Here is a 17,004-nt window from a genome sequence, read left to right as displayed (position 1 = left end):
ATTTAGGTTAATAAGTACACTTCTACTTTCTTATTATGCTCCCATTGTAACTAGTGCATCTGCAACAGTTTTAAATTCTTTAATTTCTGAACCTTTGATTGCTTTTTCGAATTCATCATCAAGTAAAGCAATAAATGAAATGATTGCGATACTATCCCATTCCTCTAAATCCACTAATATTGTTTCTGGAGTTAGAGAACCTTCATCTACTTCAAGCATTTCCTCTAACATTGATAATTTTTCTAGTTCTGTCATTTTCTATTCTCCTATTCTATACTGCTATTTCAAAATTTTAGCTGGATTTCCAATCATTGTTCTTTCGGGTTTCACATGAGTAAAAACGACGGCTCCTGCGCTTATTTTAGCATATTTACCAATTTTTCGCTTAGGTATTATTACAGATCTTGTACCTAAAAATACACCTTCTTCTAAAATACAGTTTCCAGTAATATCACAATTACTACTTACTGTCACACCGTCTTCTATTATGCAATCATGTCCAAACCAAGAACCACCATTAACTAAAACAAAATCCCCGAACTTCACATCTGGATTCACCCCTGAGTAAGGACAAAATATATTTCCTACTCCCATCTCAATGCGTTCTCTTATTGTTACACTTGAATGAATCAGATTAATGAACTTGGCTCCTTTTAATTGAAGTTCACGCCCTATTGATAACCTCGCTTTGCTATCTCCAATAGCACAAATATAAACAGCATTTTCTTGCACGATATGTCCATTAATAGGGCCTAAAATTGGATAGTTTATCTCATAATTATCCAGTGCACCTAGTATATCATTGATAAACCCTTTAACTTTCCACTCTACCATGCCTCCTCTTTCAATATCTAAAGCATAGCTCAAAAGCTCTCTACCAAAACCACCAGCACCGACTATAATTAAATCTTTCATCTCTTAGTCTCCTACATAGCTACTATTTGATATCTTATATGAAACTATCGAATTTACTAAACCTGCTATTCTTTTTACTTCTTCAATTTCTAAATCGGCATATATAGGTAAACATAGTACTCGTTTTGAAATATCCTCTGAAATCGAACACTTATATTCACCTAAAATATAAGGTAATTTATTTAAAGAAGGGTAAAAATAACGCCTAGTATGTATATCACCTTTAGCTAATCTCTCAATTACTTCTGTTAATTGTTCCTCGTTTTTCAACAGAATTGGATAGTATGCATAATTGTACTCAACATATTGTCTTATGTTAATTAACTGAATTTCCTTAGGTAAAAGTGAATTATATAATTCGCTAATCGTTTTACGCTTATTAAAATTTGAATCGATATAGTTTAAATTACAAAGTCCCATTGCAGCATGAAATTCGGTACCTTTCGCATTAATACCAGCCAAATAAAAGTCATTTCCCCTAAAACCATAACTGCGTAGCAATTCTACCTTGTTAATAAGTTCTGGGTCGCCATTACAAGTAATTCCGCCACCTTCTACCGTATGAAATACTTTCGTCGCGTGGAAGCTATAAGTAGAAATATCTCCATAATTAAAAATGGATTGCCCTTTATATTTTACACCGAATGCATGTGCCCCATCATAAATAACTTTAAGGCTATGTTTTTTTGCGATCTTCTCAATTGCTTCTACATCGCATGGAATACCATACACATGGGTTGGCATTATCGCAGTGGTTTTTTCTGTAATTGCTGCTTCAATTTTTTCAACATCAATTGTTAATGTTAGAGGTTCAATATCCACAAATACAGGTGTACAATTTCCCCAAATAATTGACGTTGTAGTTGCCACAAATGAGAATGGTGTTGTAATGATTTCTCCTTTTAAATCTAACGCTTTAATCGCCAATTGTAGAGCAAGTGTACCATTTGTTAAATATTTTAGATTTGTAACATCTAAGTGATTTATCAACTCTTTTTCAAGTGCTCGAACATATTGACCATTGTTAGTTAGCCACTTGTCCTGCCAAATATCACCTAAATATTTTTCGTATTCGGCTTTAGGTGGTAGAAAAGGCTGTGTTACTTGAATCATTTTATTCACTTCCTTTAAATATACAAATTAACTATTTTTTAATTGCTTTACATATTGGTGATAAGAATTATTTTCTGTTTCCACCACTAAGTCCACTTTAGTTATCCATCCATTATTTAGCGCAATAATTGACCTGCATCTAATAAACTTTCAAATGTCCCTGTATCCAACCAATCGAAACCACGCCCTAAAAATTGAACATTTAGTTGCCCACGTTTTAAATATTCATTATTAATATCAGTAATTTCTAATTCTTCTCGAATAGATGGTTTGATATTTTTCGCAATTGATACAACATTATTATCGGAAAAATACAGTTTTCTTCTATATAGAAATAGCCTTATTTTTCTCATCAAATTCAACCACTCCAAATCCTGCCGGGACCATTACATCTATAACCAAAAACGAATGCACCGTCTTCTATTGCTGTAGAACTGGGTAAAATGGTAAAACCTTTTCCATAGAAAATGTTATCTCCCAATATTAAACGAACTGAGGCCTTTGCAATGAAATCCTCTCCAACTATAAATGCATCGGCTAACCCTCTAGGTTGTTCTTGTACCGAATATTGAATTGAAAGTCCCCATCGTGATTCATCTGCTAGCATTAACACTGATAAAGGGTAGTTAATCATCAGCTTATCTTAGATCGGTGAAATTTGTTTTGTAATAGATTTGGTTAATGGGTAAAGACGTGTGCCACTTCCACCAGCTAAAATGACCTTCATATTATCATCTCAAAAATGTCTTTTAAGGTAGGAGGCATTCCTTTAATAACAGCACTATTTTCTCAGAAAAATTCTTTTCGTTTCATCAAAATACTCAAGTAATTTTTCAGAATCCTCTACATTACTTATTTGTTTTGTAATTTGAAACTGCCTATCAGCTAACTCTTTTCTTTCTTTTGGTTGATTAGATAAATATATCAACTGTTTTACCAAGTCACTATAATTACCGTCTATAGAGTTTTCCTCTCCAATAAACACTAACCCATCCGATTCAAATTTACACATCAGTACCGGCACTCCAACTCCCAAACAGCTTGCTACACAATAACCGCCACCTATGCGATTTGGATTTATACTGATATCACAAATTTCATTGATGGCAATTAAATCTTCTGCATAAGGTATATGCTTAACTTGTTGTAGCATCATAGTTTCATCAAATGTTTTTAACATATAGGGGGGTATATTTGATCCTACTAATAACCATTTAAAATTCCTATTTTCTTTTAAAACTACTTTCATTTCATCAATAAGAGCATTATCAATTTCTTTTTCAATTCGATTACCTGAAGTAATAATAATATAATCATCTGACCTATACCCAAATTCTTCTCTCTTATAGGTTGTCGTTCTTGGAATAATAATTGGAGGTTGAATATAATAATCTATATTGACACTATCTTTGAATTGTTCAGCAAGTGTTTTAGCACGCTGCTCATTTTTATATAAATACAAGTGCGCCTTTGCTGGTAAATATTCATGACCAAATGAAAAATTTAAAACTGGATAATAATTATACAAAATATTTTGTGCAGTAGAGTAGTAGGATAAAGAAAAGACTAATTGTGGCTTTATCTCAAAGACCTTTTCAACAATCCATTGAACTCTTGGTATTATACTAAGTTCTTTGTTTGCTAAATGTATTTTTACTCGATCTTCATCAATTAATTGCTTAAATATCTCGATAGCATGTGTCGATTCGTTCCCCAAATAGCTAATCATTCTTAATACATATTCTTCCCTAGAAAGAATCATATTTTCTTCAACAATAATATGATATTCATAATCAGACTTATTTAATAGCATTTCTACTATAACTTTTAAAACATGTGTTGGTGAATGTTTTAAGCTAAGTAATTGATCTATTAAAATAACAACCTTTTTACTATCGCTCTCTAATTTAACAGTTTTAGGTAGATTAAGATTTTTTTCTATAATTTCACCAATTGAAATATTAACTTCTTTTGTTGTTTTATAAACATCATCACTTAATTTTAACTTCCCACCAAAATTAAATGCATAAAACATTATAATTAAACTTTTCCATTTATCCCAATTCAATTTCCCTGAATATATATAATGCATTATTTTCCTATATATAATTTCATGGAAGTCGCTAGAATAATCAAATAATAATTGATAAATTACTGTTTTCACTTCAGCGTTAGATATTTTTTCATCTAGCAACTCAATAAAGTTTAGTAAAAATTGTTTAAACCCAACATCATTAAATGTTCCCTGCAACTCCTTCATCGTTTTCACAAAATTTTCAATTTCATTTTTATTGATGATATGTAGCGCATAATATGAAGCAATTTCTATATCGCTTTCAAACTTATATTTCCCCAACCTTTCAAATTCATTTATTCTATTTTCATATAGATAGATTTCTTGGGTTTGTTCCTTTTCGAAATCGATAAAAATATTATCCTTTTCATTTAACCAATATAATTTATTCGATATTTTTTCATTATCAAAAAAATCTTCAGTTTTATAATTTCCAATAAATGAAATATAATCTAAATATGGTATCATTTCTCCCATTAAATCAATATAGTTTTCACTATTTAAATTAACATAAATCTTCTTATTTATCTTTTCACTTTCAATTCCTTTAAATTCAAAAAGATCTTTATGAACTAATATAGCCTCTCTCTCTTCATTGCTCTTTTCATAATTGAATAAATAAATGAAATTTCTAAAATGATTATTATAAATCCTAAAACTACAAATTAATAATTCTAAGTTATCCGTTATTAAATCAATATTTAGCACATTGATTCCCTGATCCTCTAACTCCTGTTGAAGAGTTAAAATATTTATATTCCTTTTAATGTCAACTATTTCGTGAAACTTAATATTATTTTCTTTAAAGCCCTTTTTTAGATTTTTTACAGCTTTCAATTTACTAGAAGTTTTCTTAGTAAATATAAATAATGCTTCTTTTTTTTCCATAAACGCTCCCTCTATAAATGTGGCTCATTCCACCTTTTAGTGGTTAAAAAATATGACTAAACCCCTGTGTTGGTACATTATCAAAAGCGATTTTATTAGACTCATAATATTCTGCACCAGCTATTTTAGCCCCTAAATAGTACGTATTCATATAGTTTATATAAAGGCTATTTTTTATCATCATCTCTTAATGATAAGGTACACGCCCTTCAGGTTGGTAATACTTTATTTTATTATCAACCTGAGAAGAATTGTTTTAGTTAATTGTAGCCTTTCCAATTCTATTACTTTTCATTACACTCTCTTGCATTAAAAGTTTTACAACCCTGCTTGACTCCACCATGCTATTCTTAGATCGAACTGTAGAGCTTAGTGAGGCTAAAATTTTTCCCCAATCCTCTTGTGAAAGTTGATAATCTTGAGAGACCGAAGTAATTTTTAATTGTGTTAATAACTTATAAAGAAATTCACTAGGATTATCACCGAATATTCCCACAAGAATATTCGAAATTGCCGGATTAGACATTGCTACCTTCGTTATAGCCGGCAACGTAAAACTTGCCGCAATCCCATGAGGAATTCCTTTTTCTAAAGTCATATAATAGGACATTGCATGGGCAATCGCTGTTTGCGTATTAGAAAAGGCCAGCCCTGCACGATATGAAGCTATCAACATTTGTTCACGAAACTCTAAATTCGATAAATCACTCATTAATTTAGGTAATACATCTATTATTGTTTTCGCTGCTTGAACCGCATATAAATTTGAAGTCTGATTACTATTTTTATTCCAAATTGCTTCAAGACTATGGGACAGTGCATCTAATCCTGTTTGAAGCGTGATTTCGGCTGGTATGGATAGATGAAGTTCTACATCCAAAATCGCTACTTCACAATAAAGGCGTTCATCTGATATCGAATACTTCTTTTTATTCTTATCATCCCAAACAGTTCCCCACATAGTAACTTCTGATCCCGTCCCTGCCGTTGTAGGAATTGCAATAATCGGCTTCACATTTATATCTGAAGTTAAACCATTTTCCAATAATGATAATAATTCCAACTTATCTTCCTTTTTAAAAGGGGCAATCGCTTTAGCAGCATCAATGACACTACCACCACCTAAAGCAACAATTACATCAAATTTTTCATAATCTAGGGTAGTCCTAATATCCTTTAATTGTTCAATCGTTGGATTAGGTTGAATATTTGCAATCAATTGGGTTATTTCACTATTATTCTTTTGTAGTCGCTCCACTACGCCACGTTTAACAAAACCTTGCGACGTTATAAGTAATGCACTGCGTTTTTGAATAAAGCGAGGTAAAAACTCAATCGCACCTCGTCCAAATTCAATTTGAACTGGATTCTTATATTGATTCATGTGCAAACAATTCCTTTGCTTTTTCATAATCTTTGATGAAATCAATTTCTGACCAAGGTTCTCCCTGAATTGAGTGGCACTTGATTTTATGACCGTCTCTTGCCATATTCGTAAAGGCATACGTATCATATACTGTAAGTTTTTCGTCTACTAGTGCTTCTTCAATATAATTAAATACCGTATATGGCTTATGAATTGCAGCTAAGCCAATCCATTCACCCGCACTTTCAGTTAAAGAGATTTCTTTATTTGATTCAATTAATTCATTATTGGCATTGATTCGTACCTTCATCGCTTCTTCATCAACTTCATTAAAATCTATAGCTAAATCAATCGCATTTGACGATTCCATCCCTTGTAAAAATGTCGGAAGTAGCTTTTCACTATATACAACATCTCCATGTAAATAAATAAAGGGTGTCTCTTGAAGAAGGTTCTTCATACAATATAAAGAACCCATATTATTACAATATTTAAAATATGGATTATAAATCGTTGTTGCCATCTCACCTGCTACTTCTTCAATCATATGCTTTAAGTACCCGGTCACAATAAAAATATTTTCGATTCCATTTGCCTTTAGTAGGCGTAAATTTCTTTCTAAAATCTTTTCATTTGTAATAGGCAACAAACATTTCGGTGTCGTTTCAGTTAATGGATACAAGCGACTCGAAAGACCTGCCGCTACAATCACAGCTGTTTTCATATTATTGCCCCTTTAATAATGTCATTACCCGCTCTTTCACTTGCACAGGTGTAACAGTTGGTCTGCCTAAATTATCCTTTGTCCCTTTTTCGATTTTCATATAGCCAAACGATAATTTTGGGTTAACATACCATTTATCTAGCGCATTTTGAAGATCTGTTACATCTTTTAACTCATCAATTTGCGGATAGTTTGCCCCTTCCACAATTTTCATAAAATCTACTTTAGAGGATACTGTCTTTTGTCCCCCTGTTGATTCATGAACACCGTTATCTAATAGTAAATGATACAGATTATTCGGTGCATAATAGGAGTTAGTAGTTAACGAACCCATTCTCATCAGTAAAGAACCATCCCCATCAATAACGACAACTTTTTTATTTGGTTGTACCATTGCCAACCCTAAACCAACAGAACTAATACACCCCATTGAACCAACCATATAAAATTGGTTGTCTTGGTCTTGAAGTTCGAATAATTCACGACCAGTCACACCTGTAGTTGCTAATAGCAGGGTATCATTATCAATTTTCTGTTGCAAATTGTTTAAAACATCTAAACGCTTTATACTTTGCTCCTTAGTAGCGCTGAAACTCACTTTCGTTACTAATTTTTCAACTGTTGCTTGTTCTGTTAATTTTAAAGAATCAAATGTATTTTTGCGCACGATAAAGAAAAATGATTTGCCAGCTTCTATTACTTTATTGGCATATGCTAATTGCTCAATCGCTTCCTCAAATTCAGTAGAAAGAACTGTATTTTCTACTTGCATAACATCTAATAGCTTATCCGTAATTGTACCCATCAGTTCATGCTGTGGTTCATCGGCTACACCTGGTTCTCCACGCAAGCTAACAAAGCCCAAAACAGGAATTTCAAATGTATAATTTAAAGAGGTTAGTGGTGAAACAGCATTTGTTAAACCTGAGTTTTGGCATAGAAAAATACTTTTTTGACCACCTAAATAAGCACCGGCTGCAATTGCAACCGCATCCCCCTCATTGGCTGCCATCACAAATTGATTTTTATTAATCGCATAATTAATCATTGGCTTTAAAAAGGAGCAGGGTACACCACTAAAAAAATTAAATCCAAATTCCTCCAATTTATCACCAAACACTTCCATCGATAGCATTAAATATCACCTGCTTTTTGTAAATCTAATAAATTATCTACATCTGTCCATGAACCCTTAATATACTTCACTTTAACATCAATTTTTTCAGTTAGCTTAGTGAATACTTCATTCAATCGAAGTTGCTCAAGTGGTGTCTCTGTTGTAAGTTCATGAATTGTCTCTTTAAACTTCTGTAGACCTATCTCAGATAATTTACATAGTCCGATAAATTCACCTTGTGCCTCTTGCGACTGTAATTCAGATGACATTTTAATTAAATTTACCCGTTGTTCAAATTTATTTCTATTATAATTTTCTGTCGTTACAACGAAGTCTGTATAATCATTAGTTTCCTCGATATCTGCATCAACAATAATCGTTACATCGGCATCAGATATTAATAGTTCATTTAACACATATTGTTTAAATAATATATCGCCATATGAAATAATCGTGTGGCCACTACTATTCTCTAATGCTAATTGTAAAGAATATACTTCCTTTGTTATTTCATGCTGATCGTTGTCAACAAAATGAATAGATGACTGCTTGAACTTATCTTTCCCAAAACCACGAACAACTGTTATATCCTTTATACCAGCTGTATTAAATCCTTCAATTAAATGATTCAGTATTGGCTTATTATTTACAGTTAGTAATGTTTTAGGAATTTCTCGTGTCAGCTCATCAAATCCTTCGCCTTTTGAAGCTGCTAAAATAATTGCCTTTAAATCTTGACCGTAAGTTGGAAGATAACGTTTTTCCGCTTCTTTAAGCTCATTAGCTCCCTGTAAATCAAAAATATGACTTACAGTTGCGACATTCCCTTCAACGTTTATCAAACTTTGATCCTCAAAAATTCGTTTTGTCGTTTCTTCCATTGCTGTAATCGCTGCACGTACGTTATGGTTCGCCCAAATAACCGCACTCACACCCCACTCACTAAAATGTGTTGTTGGTGTAGAATAATATTTTGTTGGTACAATAATTACTGGGTGACGATTATTCCAAGCTTCCATAAATGCTTTAATTTCTATAGCATCAGAACGCTTACTATGCATTAAAATGGCATCTGCTCCCGCTTGACGGTACGCCTCTGCACGTTTTAGTGCTTCCTCTACTCCCCACCCCGCAATAAACGCTTCTACACGTGCAACGACAACGAAGTCTGGATCTGTAGCTGCATCTTTGGCTGCCTGAATTTTACCGCAAAATTCATCGATATCTGCTAATGGCTGTGCTTCACCATTAATAAATGAGTTTGTTTTCGGGAATAGTTTATCCTCAATACAAACCCCCGCAATACCACGCTGTTCTAATTTTTTTACGAGACGGCGCATATTATTGAAATTACCGTAGCCAGTGTCACCGTCTAATAAAATTGGAATCGACGTTGCATCACTCATAAATTCAATAACTTCTAATACTTGTGTCCATGAAGCTTCATTGTTATCACGAACGCCTAATGCAGCAGAAATAGATAAGCCACTTGCCCATATTCCTTTAAAACCTGCATTTTCGACAATTTTTGCCGAAAGACCGTTATGTGCTTCCATTAAGAACTCTATTTTATTAGAAAGTAACATATTTTTAAGTTGAGTTGTTTTCTTCATATTAATGTCCCTTCTATTGTGAATTTGAATACATTTTTTTCAATTCATGTAAAATTTTCATTTCTCTCGTATAATTAATTTCTTATAATTTACTTTTTCACTTTAACTAAAAATATAGTTATGAATTACTGCCAGTAAACAAATTGTCTACTGGCAGTTCTTTAAATAGATAAATAATGTCTTATACGATTAAACACAAAATCTATATATTGCTGAGTTTTTTTCTCATAATTTTCTACAATATTTTTCATACTTTGCTTATCGAGTAATTGTACTTCTATTTCATCAAAATGAATCAAACCATTCATTTCAGTGTCTTTTATTGTTTTCAATCTAAAGATATGCTCATCATCTGTAATCGTAATTCGATAAGGATTTTTCGGATGTAATGTTTCTGTAATTGCGATTTCTCGACCTTCTCCGCCAAAATCTTTTAAAATTACAGCATCCGTCGCATTTAAATCATAGCCATAACCAGTGACTTTTGAGATATTAGGGAAATAATCAGTAATTGACATTAACTCCTGGCTATTTTTATTTGGAACATTTGGTCCTTTCAACATAAAAGGGACTCTTCTTCTTCCTTCACTCAAGAATTCAGGTGTTTCTTCAATATAGCCCTGACCATGGTCTGAAATTATGCTAACATATACATCATCATTTTTATAATTCTCATTTAAATAGTGATAAAGAGACTCTAAATATATATCAATTCTGTTAAGTTGATTTTTATATTTAATTAATTTGTCTTCTCCATATTCCGCATTCACTGATACTTCGGCCATTTCATTTAACAGCCGTTCCTCAAGTGTTAAATGCGTTTGTTGATACAAATCATGATTGAATCCATCAGCAATATCATGTAAGTCCTCAATGCCCACCCAGATAAAATGTTCGTTATCAGGAAAAGCAGACATATGTTCAATCGTTTCCCCAATAACTTCAGCTATCGCAAATCCACCACGGAAATTTTGATAGACTGTTCGATCAAAACCCTCTATGTAACCACTGCTCGGTGTAATACGCCAATTATTATTAATTTGACAAGTAAAGAAACCTGCCTCTTTGAAGTAATTGGTAGCCATATCCCCTTTTTTATTAATTTCTATATTAATATCAGGGTGATATACTTTATGATTCATTAATGTTTTACCTGTATAAATACTCGTGACACTTGGATAAGTCCAATCACTCGTCGTATAACAGTTTTGATTGTAGTAACCATCTTTAAAAAATCTGGCCGTATTCGGCATCAACACTTCCAACCCATTCTCTTCCAAAAAAACTTGTGAAAGACCATCAATATAAAGATTGATAATATGTTTTTTCTTTTGCTTGTTAGACTTTAGTATAGGCATCCCCATAAAAAAATCATTTTTACTCTTAATAACATATTCGCCTTTACTGAAGTTTAAATAATTTATACGCTGTCTTTGCAATTGTCGCTTAGTCAGTTCAAACTTTTGTGATTTATCTTTTATCACTTCTAGCGACGATTCATTTAGGTCTGCAGAAATTGGAATAATGCAATTTTCTATTAGATTTACCTTACAATATCTGTGACTCTTCCCTCGAATTGTTTCAGTTTTAAGGTAAAACCTTCCCTCTTCAGATACATTTTCAGCATTGTAACCTTTATACAAATTAACTTTATATTGCTGCTTATTCTTATCAATTAAGCATCTATTTATCCAACTTTTAAAATTTTTATCTATTGGATATGCTCGTTCGTCGCCTTCACCCAAAATTAGTTGTGACTTTTTAATAATTTCAGTAGCTTTCTTATCGCCTAACAAATCAAATACTCTCTCCACTAAGCCCTTTAATAGTTCGACAATATTATTTCCTTCTTCTTCAGAAAAGTTCAATCTATATGAACGAGCTAATACATAAACCGCCTGTTCATATTCTTGAAGCTCCCATAAAACTTCGTATAATAATTTATACAATATGTGAGAATTTATATATGTTGTTAACCCATTCTCTAGGATTTGTCTAGCTTCCGCGTATTTTTTTTGTTTAATTGAAATTTGACTTAATAAAACAAAGTATTTTTCAGTTTTATTTTCTTGAGCAACAAGTTTATCTAATGCGTTCTGAAATTTATTTTGCTTGATTAATTGCCCAATTTCATTATATAAATTTTTTAAATCAGTTATTTCTTCAATAATAACTTTCATTTAAATTAGCCTCACAATAACAAAATTATCTTTACCATTCTTTAATAATGGTCTTTCGTTCCATCAAATCTAACTTAGCAATCATTTTATCCTGATAATATGAATCACCTTTTACATGCGTTGTTGAAATCTCTTCAAAAATGGCACCTGCTTTTGAAGAGAAAGAATGAATTTGACCACGAAACACTGTTTTCATATCTCCTGGCTTCATAGAATTTTTTTGACCATTAATTTCAACGTCTAAGTCACCATATAAAAGTTGGAATGTTTCCTCTTTTACTTTATGGAGATGACGAGGATGCTTTTGCCCAGGTAGAACAATTATTAATTTTTTACAATACTCACGGTTTACAATATTAATAATAATTGCGCCTGTTTGCCGGAAATTTTTCATTCCATAATGGTGCGATAATTCCACCTCAAAATCAGTTCCTAATGCAATACCTGCCTCAAAAAGCATACCTTTTGCATCGTGAATGACGCTCCGAGCACTTTTGACATCTGAAACATATTTCTTTTCTTTCAAGGGTGCGTTGACTTCATAATCTTTTGTAGCAATAAGCCCCTCAAAAAAGTCACTACTACTCATTTGTCCTTCTTGAATAGGCATCGCAAAAAACACATCCTCCAGACTAATTGAGTCCCCTTCTTGAATGGAATGCTTTAAATATACGCCGCGCATAAGAGAATCTAGTGATTCAATTTCTTCTTGACTAATATATTTCGTATTTTCCTTTTTTAAAGAACACATATCTTTTGCTTCTACAATAGATTTTACCCATCGACCTGCTTGTTCTGGATTCATGGAATACGAATTTAATGAAATCGTATCTGTTGGCAAACCAACATGGCGTTCAAAAATGGTTGCACCCTTTGCTACTGTAAGCATAGAGACAATATTATCATCTGGATTTTCATGTCCTGAATAACCTATTGGAATATCACGATAACGTTTTTTCATACGATCAATAAAATCTAATTGTAAACGTTCAAATGGCGCCGGATATTCTGCAACACAGTGTAGTAATGAAAATTCACAGTGGCGATGTGTAAAAAAATTATAGATTTTATCAATATCAGTAATCGTTTTTCCACCTGTAGATACAATTAGTGGTTTACCAGACTTCACTACCTCTTCTAACAAAGGCCAGTCCATCGCACTACAACTTGCAATTTTAATAACGTCTAACCCTTGTTCAATACACCATTTTACTCCTTGTTCATCAAAAGGTGTACTCATTGAAATAAGCCCTTCTTTTCTTACAGCTTCAACTAACTCACAAAATTGCTCAAATGTAAGTTTTGTATCCATAAAACGAGGAATATGCTTAACATCTTTACGCTGTTTAAAATCAGGGTGAATAAAACTATCGATATCTCTATATTGTAATTTCACTGCTGCATTTATATTATATTTCCGAGCAATTTTACCCATTTCTTTTATAATATTTATACCATGCTCTACACTTCCTTGATGACTATTTGCCATTTCAAAAATGATTAAGTCTTTAAAAATACTCACAATTATTCATTCCCGTCTTTAGAAAATTGTCTCAATAGTTCAAACATGTCGAACATCTTATCATCAATATAAAAATCTGCATTTGGTTTACCAAAATGCAGCTCATGGTATTTTACATTCCACTCGCTCAAATGTGCTTCTGTTACGGCTCGCCAATCTTTGTTTGTCACATATCCACGCGCTGTAAATAAGATGATTTCGTTTCCTTTTTCATATAAGTAATTGATTGTTTCGATCATTTTTGAATTCGGTCTAGCATTTTCATAGTTTAAATCTGCACGATATTGGGCAATTACACCATCAATATCAATAACAAAGCGGTTTTTTTGATTTGTCAATTTTATATACTGCTCAGCCTTAATAAAATCCTGTTCTGTATCAATATCATAGTTAGCAGTCATTTCGTACCCTAGTATAACTTCACCTGTCATCGATTTTTTATTTTTAATTATGTCTGGACGGATTACATCAACACAAGCATTTTGATAATACACTTTAGGAAGTCCTTGACGTGGCATATTATAGGCTTCTTCAATGTCATTTAATAATGGTTGTAACACACCTGCTTCATCTTTGCGCCACATTTTATATGGTGTTTCTTTCACCGGCGCTATGCATCTAACTGAATCTGCCTGCTTATCATTAATTAACATGCTTATCATTGTATCAATATCTTCTATATTACGGATAGGAAAAGTTGGACGGAGATGAACCACGATATCAGGAACATAACCTTCAGTTTCCTCTAAATAGTTCAAGGCATGTTCGAAAGTTTCAATATCTAAAGCAAAATCCCCTGCAATTTTTTCAGGTCTAATGAACGGAACCTCAGCACCATATTGCTTAGAAATTTTTGCATATTCCTCGCTATCAGTACTTACAATTACTCGATTGATTAATTGAGAATTTAGTGCATGCTGAATAGAATATGTAAGTAATGGTTGACCATTTAATACTTTTATATTTTTATGGGGCAAACCTTTCGAGCCTGAGCGCGCAGGAATAATAGCTAAAACCTTCATTCAATATCTCTCCTGTAAAAAAAGTGTCTTACTTTACTTCATATAACTCTAATTGTTCGAAAAATGTGGAAATTTCATATTCAAACATATCTGCAACTAAAATAAAATCTTGATTTTGTAATCCTTCATTTATTTCTTCAAGATACTCCTGAATATCGTTAATATTTAGCTCTACGCTATAGCCCAGCCCCTTCAGTTTTTCATTAATATCACTCATCCAAATGACCCCTTCTGTAAAATCAGAAATCATACTTAGTGCTTCTTTGGCTTCATCCATACGTAATTTATTTGCAATGGACACTGTTCCTGGAATCACATTTCGAATATATTCATTATAACTTTCCATTGACTCTTGAATAACTTCTTGCATTCTTATCCTAACCCCTTATCTGCTAAAAAATATTTATACTACTATTTTTAATATCGGTTAAATCAGGTTGATTTTACAGTGCTTTGAAACAATTTCATCCATCACATTGTTCAAAAGCTTAAACTGCTCACATAAAGCCATACCAAAACATATTTTATAAAAAGTACCTCTACTTTTAAATAGTTTTGAGACATTCCACCGAATCGGTTAGAACTTCATTTTAGACGCTACAATTATACTGAATAAATCGGGCTGTTTTTAATTGTTGAAATCTCCCTTAATAACAGGAGGTTTCATATTATGAAATTTAATCAGTTAATCCCTTCTATTTTTTCATTAAATAATAAACTAGTTGTTTCAAACATACTAATGAATTCGTTCACAACGAATTTATTCTTATCTAACACATACTGCGCCTCATCTAATTTTGATTCAAATACTTTTTTAGGAAATTGTTTGTTCATATTAACTGAAATCATATTCACGATTACTTGTAAATTTAACTCATACACCAATTTATTGCATTTCGAAATCTCCTTTTTCAAATTAGTAAGGTCGTAATTATTGGAACGCATTTTATACTGCCAGGACTTTAAATTTTTAACTCTAATATTCAATTTTTCTATACCTGAATTTAGAAACCCCCGATAATCTCTAAAATTATTATTTGATGCTTCAAAATTAATTAGTTTTTTTTCCAAATCTTCTTTTAAAAATTGCTCTACAAAAGCTTCAAATGCTACTTGTTCAACATATTGAATTTTTGCACCACCTTCTGTACAGTTATAAATTTGATTTAGCTGTTTTTCTTTAATGGTTAGTAAAACTTGTTCAATATTATGTTTCATAGCAATTAAATTCACATCAGAAAATATTTCATTTCCATCATAACCTATAATTTTTTTATAAAAATAATCTTCATTTAATTCCTTTTTTTCATTACGTACATTACCTTCCGCATGGGATAAACCATTCGTATAAGCCAAATCCTGACCAATCAATGCGACTGGTCCCGAAGTAATCAAAGAAGCAATCATAAGCGCATAGGAAGCTACTGTGACACCACCCTCAATCTTGTCTACATTTGGAAGAACCTCAGTTTTAAACGCTTCGCTTAATGGCTCAGAATACGCCGAGAAATAGAAACATGAACCGCTAAAATTACTTCGGATACCTTCTGTAGATTGAAGACCGTATATATAATGTATATGACTACCCTTTAATTTTTCATAATGTTGTAGATTCATTTGTCCACCGTCTACATTTACAATATAATCTGGTTTAATATCATTTTTCAATAATGTACCAATTGTTGAACCAGCGCAAATAATAATACATTTGTTCGCGATTTTCTTTAACAACGGGAGCTGTTTACTAAGTGAAGGGCCCCCAGCTGCAACTACAACCGGGCATGCATACTTGTCATATAATACTTTAATTGACAAATCATTCATCGCATACTTTAAATTATCTATAAGATTTCTGTACCATCCCCAAGAATTCACCATAATTGTATTGTAATTAATAATAATCGCTTTAATGGTTTCTGCTAGTACCTCCATCGTTTCTTCATGAATAAGTAAATCCACATTTTGATAGTTGATAGAGCAAACTACTTTAATATTTGAACTATCCTTATCATCTAATATAGCTGTAAGGTAAGCTTTTAATTGTTGCTGTCTCTTTTTATCTAAATAAAAAACATTTGCACTATCTTCTCGATCTATATTTATAAAAGGGTCTATTACAACAATCTTTTCATCTGCTTTCCTTTTTTCCTTCAACCTATCAACAATATAGCCTAACCCAAACCCATAAATAATATATGTCTTTCCTATTTCATATTGTTTCTCTATAAAGGAGTCTGCCTCTTTTAAGGGATTATACTTACTGTGTACATATATATTATTAATTTTCATTGTAGCTACTGACATTTTAGACGCTTCAATTAGAATATTCATTATATAACCTCCATTCTTTTATTAATTCTAGATACACTTCCTTTATATGCTCCCAAACTACATACCTTTCCTAATCAATTTCATAGAACCGTATTCTGAGTTTATAAAAAAACGACTTCCAAATGGAAGTCGTTTTTTT

13 protein-coding genes and 1 pseudogene are annotated in these 17,004 nt (G+C 32.2%); all 14 read right to left on the bottom strand.

Translation table 11 applies throughout. The features are described 5' to 3' along the window. Positions 1 to 33 precede the first annotated feature (33 nt). On the bottom strand, positions 34 to 255 hold the full coding sequence (locus MKY88_RS03495; RefSeq protein WP_328203244.1) for an acyl carrier protein: 222 nt from the start codon (positions 253 to 255) through the stop codon (positions 34 to 36). Between the two features lie 24 nt (positions 256 to 279). Next, positions 280 to 915 (bottom strand): NeuD/PglB/VioB family sugar acetyltransferase, encoded by a 636-nt coding sequence (locus MKY88_RS03490; RefSeq protein ID WP_328203246.1) that lies wholly within the window; start codon positions 913 to 915, stop codon positions 280 to 282. Positions 916 to 918: 3 nt separating this feature from the next. Continuing rightward, the gene (locus tag MKY88_RS03485) at positions 919 to 2,028 is read right to left on the bottom strand and encodes a DegT/DnrJ/EryC1/StrS family aminotransferase (RefSeq protein WP_328203247.1); all 1,110 of its coding nucleotides are present in this window, start codon (positions 2,026 to 2,028) and stop codon (positions 919 to 921) included. 122 nt (positions 2,029 to 2,150) lie between these two features. After that, positions 2,151 to 2,755 (bottom strand): annotated as a pseudogene (locus tag MKY88_RS03480) (sugar phosphate nucleotidyltransferase); the annotation flags it as partial. Positions 2,756 to 2,809: 54 nt separating this feature from the next. Then, positions 2,810 to 4,990: a hypothetical protein gene (locus MKY88_RS03475; RefSeq protein WP_328203250.1), complete on the bottom strand. Its 2,181-nt coding sequence runs from the start codon at positions 4,988 to 4,990 to the stop codon at positions 2,810 to 2,812. A 256-nt stretch (positions 4,991 to 5,246) separates the two neighbouring features. Beyond that, the gene (locus MKY88_RS03470; RefSeq protein WP_328203252.1) at positions 5,247 to 6,374 is read right to left on the bottom strand and encodes a phosphonoacetaldehyde reductase; all 1,128 of its coding nucleotides are present in this window, start codon (positions 6,372 to 6,374) and stop codon (positions 5,247 to 5,249) included. Continuing rightward, positions 6,361 to 7,080, bottom strand: coding sequence for a phosphocholine cytidylyltransferase family protein (locus MKY88_RS03465; RefSeq protein WP_328203254.1), 720 nt, complete (start codon positions 7,078 to 7,080; stop codon positions 6,361 to 6,363). Before MKY88_RS03465 ends, MKY88_RS03470 begins: the two co-directional genes overlap by 14 nt. 1 nt (position 7,081) lies before the next feature. Next, on the bottom strand, positions 7,082 to 8,215 hold the full coding sequence (gene aepY / locus MKY88_RS03460; protein WP_328203255.1) for a phosphonopyruvate decarboxylase: 1,134 nt from the start codon (positions 8,213 to 8,215) through the stop codon (positions 7,082 to 7,084). After that, on the bottom strand, positions 8,215 to 9,810 hold the full coding sequence (aepX, locus tag MKY88_RS03455; RefSeq protein WP_328203257.1) for a phosphoenolpyruvate mutase: 1,596 nt from the start codon (positions 9,808 to 9,810) through the stop codon (positions 8,215 to 8,217). Before aepX ends, aepY begins: the two co-directional genes overlap by 1 nt. A 161-nt stretch (positions 9,811 to 9,971) precedes the next feature. Beyond that, positions 9,972 to 11,990: a sulfatase-like hydrolase/transferase gene (locus tag MKY88_RS03450; protein WP_328203259.1), complete on the bottom strand. Its 2,019-nt coding sequence runs from the start codon at positions 11,988 to 11,990 to the stop codon at positions 9,972 to 9,974. Between the two features lie 31 nt (positions 11,991 to 12,021). Further along, positions 12,022 to 13,512, bottom strand: a complete 1,491-nt coding sequence (locus tag MKY88_RS03445; RefSeq protein ID WP_328203260.1) for an N-acetylneuraminate synthase family protein — start codon at positions 13,510 to 13,512, stop codon at positions 12,022 to 12,024. 2 nt (positions 13,513 to 13,514) lie between these two features. Next, the gene (locus tag MKY88_RS03440; RefSeq protein WP_328203263.1) at positions 13,515 to 14,534 is read right to left on the bottom strand and encodes an acylneuraminate cytidylyltransferase family protein; all 1,020 of its coding nucleotides are present in this window, start codon (positions 14,532 to 14,534) and stop codon (positions 13,515 to 13,517) included. A gap of 28 nt (positions 14,535 to 14,562) precedes the next feature. After that, positions 14,563 to 14,904 carry a hypothetical protein gene (locus MKY88_RS03435; RefSeq protein WP_328203265.1) on the bottom strand — a complete coding sequence of 114 codons (342 nt, stop codon included), beginning with the start codon at positions 14,902 to 14,904 and terminating at the stop codon, positions 14,563 to 14,565. Between the two features lie 311 nt (positions 14,905 to 15,215). After that, positions 15,216 to 16,865, bottom strand: coding sequence for a motility associated factor glycosyltransferase family protein (locus MKY88_RS03430; protein WP_340813008.1), 1,650 nt, complete (start codon positions 16,863 to 16,865; stop codon positions 15,216 to 15,218). Positions 16,866 to 17,004 lie beyond the last annotated feature (139 nt).

The sequence above is a fragment of the Lysinibacillus sp. FSL R7-0073 genome (assembly GCF_038009065.1).
GTDB classification, from domain to species: Bacteria; Bacillota; Bacilli; order Bacillales_A; family Planococcaceae; genus Lysinibacillus; species Lysinibacillus fusiformis.
Note: the sequence above shows the minus strand (reverse complement) of the source record. Positions and strands in the feature narration are given on the sequence as shown.

Bases quoted from the DNA above. Each gene is read 5' to 3' on its own strand.
- MKY88_RS03440 (WP_328203263.1), bottom strand. From the start codon at position 14,534: ATGAAGGTTTTAGCTATTATTCCTGCGCGCTCAGGCTCGAAAGGTTTG.
- MKY88_RS03430 (WP_340813008.1), bottom strand. From the start codon at position 16,865: ATGAATATTCTAATTGAAGCGTCTAAAATGTCAGTAGCTACAATGAAA.
- aepX (WP_328203257.1), bottom strand. From the start codon at position 9,810: ATGAAGAAAACAACTCAACTTAAAAATATGTTACTTTCTAATAAAATA.
- MKY88_RS03435 (WP_328203265.1), bottom strand. From the start codon at position 14,904: ATGCAAGAAGTTATTCAAGAGTCAATGGAAAGTTATAATGAATATATT.
- MKY88_RS03490 (WP_328203246.1), bottom strand. From the start codon at position 915: ATGAAAGATTTAATTATAGTCGGTGCTGGTGGTTTTGGTAGAGAGCTT.
- MKY88_RS03495 (WP_328203244.1), bottom strand. From the start codon at position 255: ATGACAGAACTAGAAAAATTATCAATGTTAGAGGAAATGCTTGAAGTA.
- aepY (WP_328203255.1), bottom strand. From the start codon at position 8,215: ATGCTATCGATGGAAGTGTTTGGTGATAAATTGGAGGAATTTGGATTT.
- MKY88_RS03470 (WP_328203252.1), bottom strand. From the start codon at position 6,374: ATGAATCAATATAAGAATCCAGTTCAAATTGAATTTGGACGAGGTGCG.
- MKY88_RS03485 (WP_328203247.1), bottom strand. From the start codon at position 2,028: ATGATTCAAGTAACACAGCCTTTTCTACCACCTAAAGCCGAATACGAA.
- MKY88_RS03450 (WP_328203259.1), bottom strand. From the start codon at position 11,990: ATGAAAGTTATTATTGAAGAAATAACTGATTTAAAAAATTTATATAAT.
- MKY88_RS03475 (WP_328203250.1), bottom strand. From the start codon at position 4,990: ATGGAAAAAAAAGAAGCATTATTTATATTTACTAAGAAAACTTCTAGT.
- MKY88_RS03465 (WP_328203254.1), bottom strand. From the start codon at position 7,080: ATGAAAACAGCTGTGATTGTAGCGGCAGGTCTTTCGAGTCGCTTGTAT.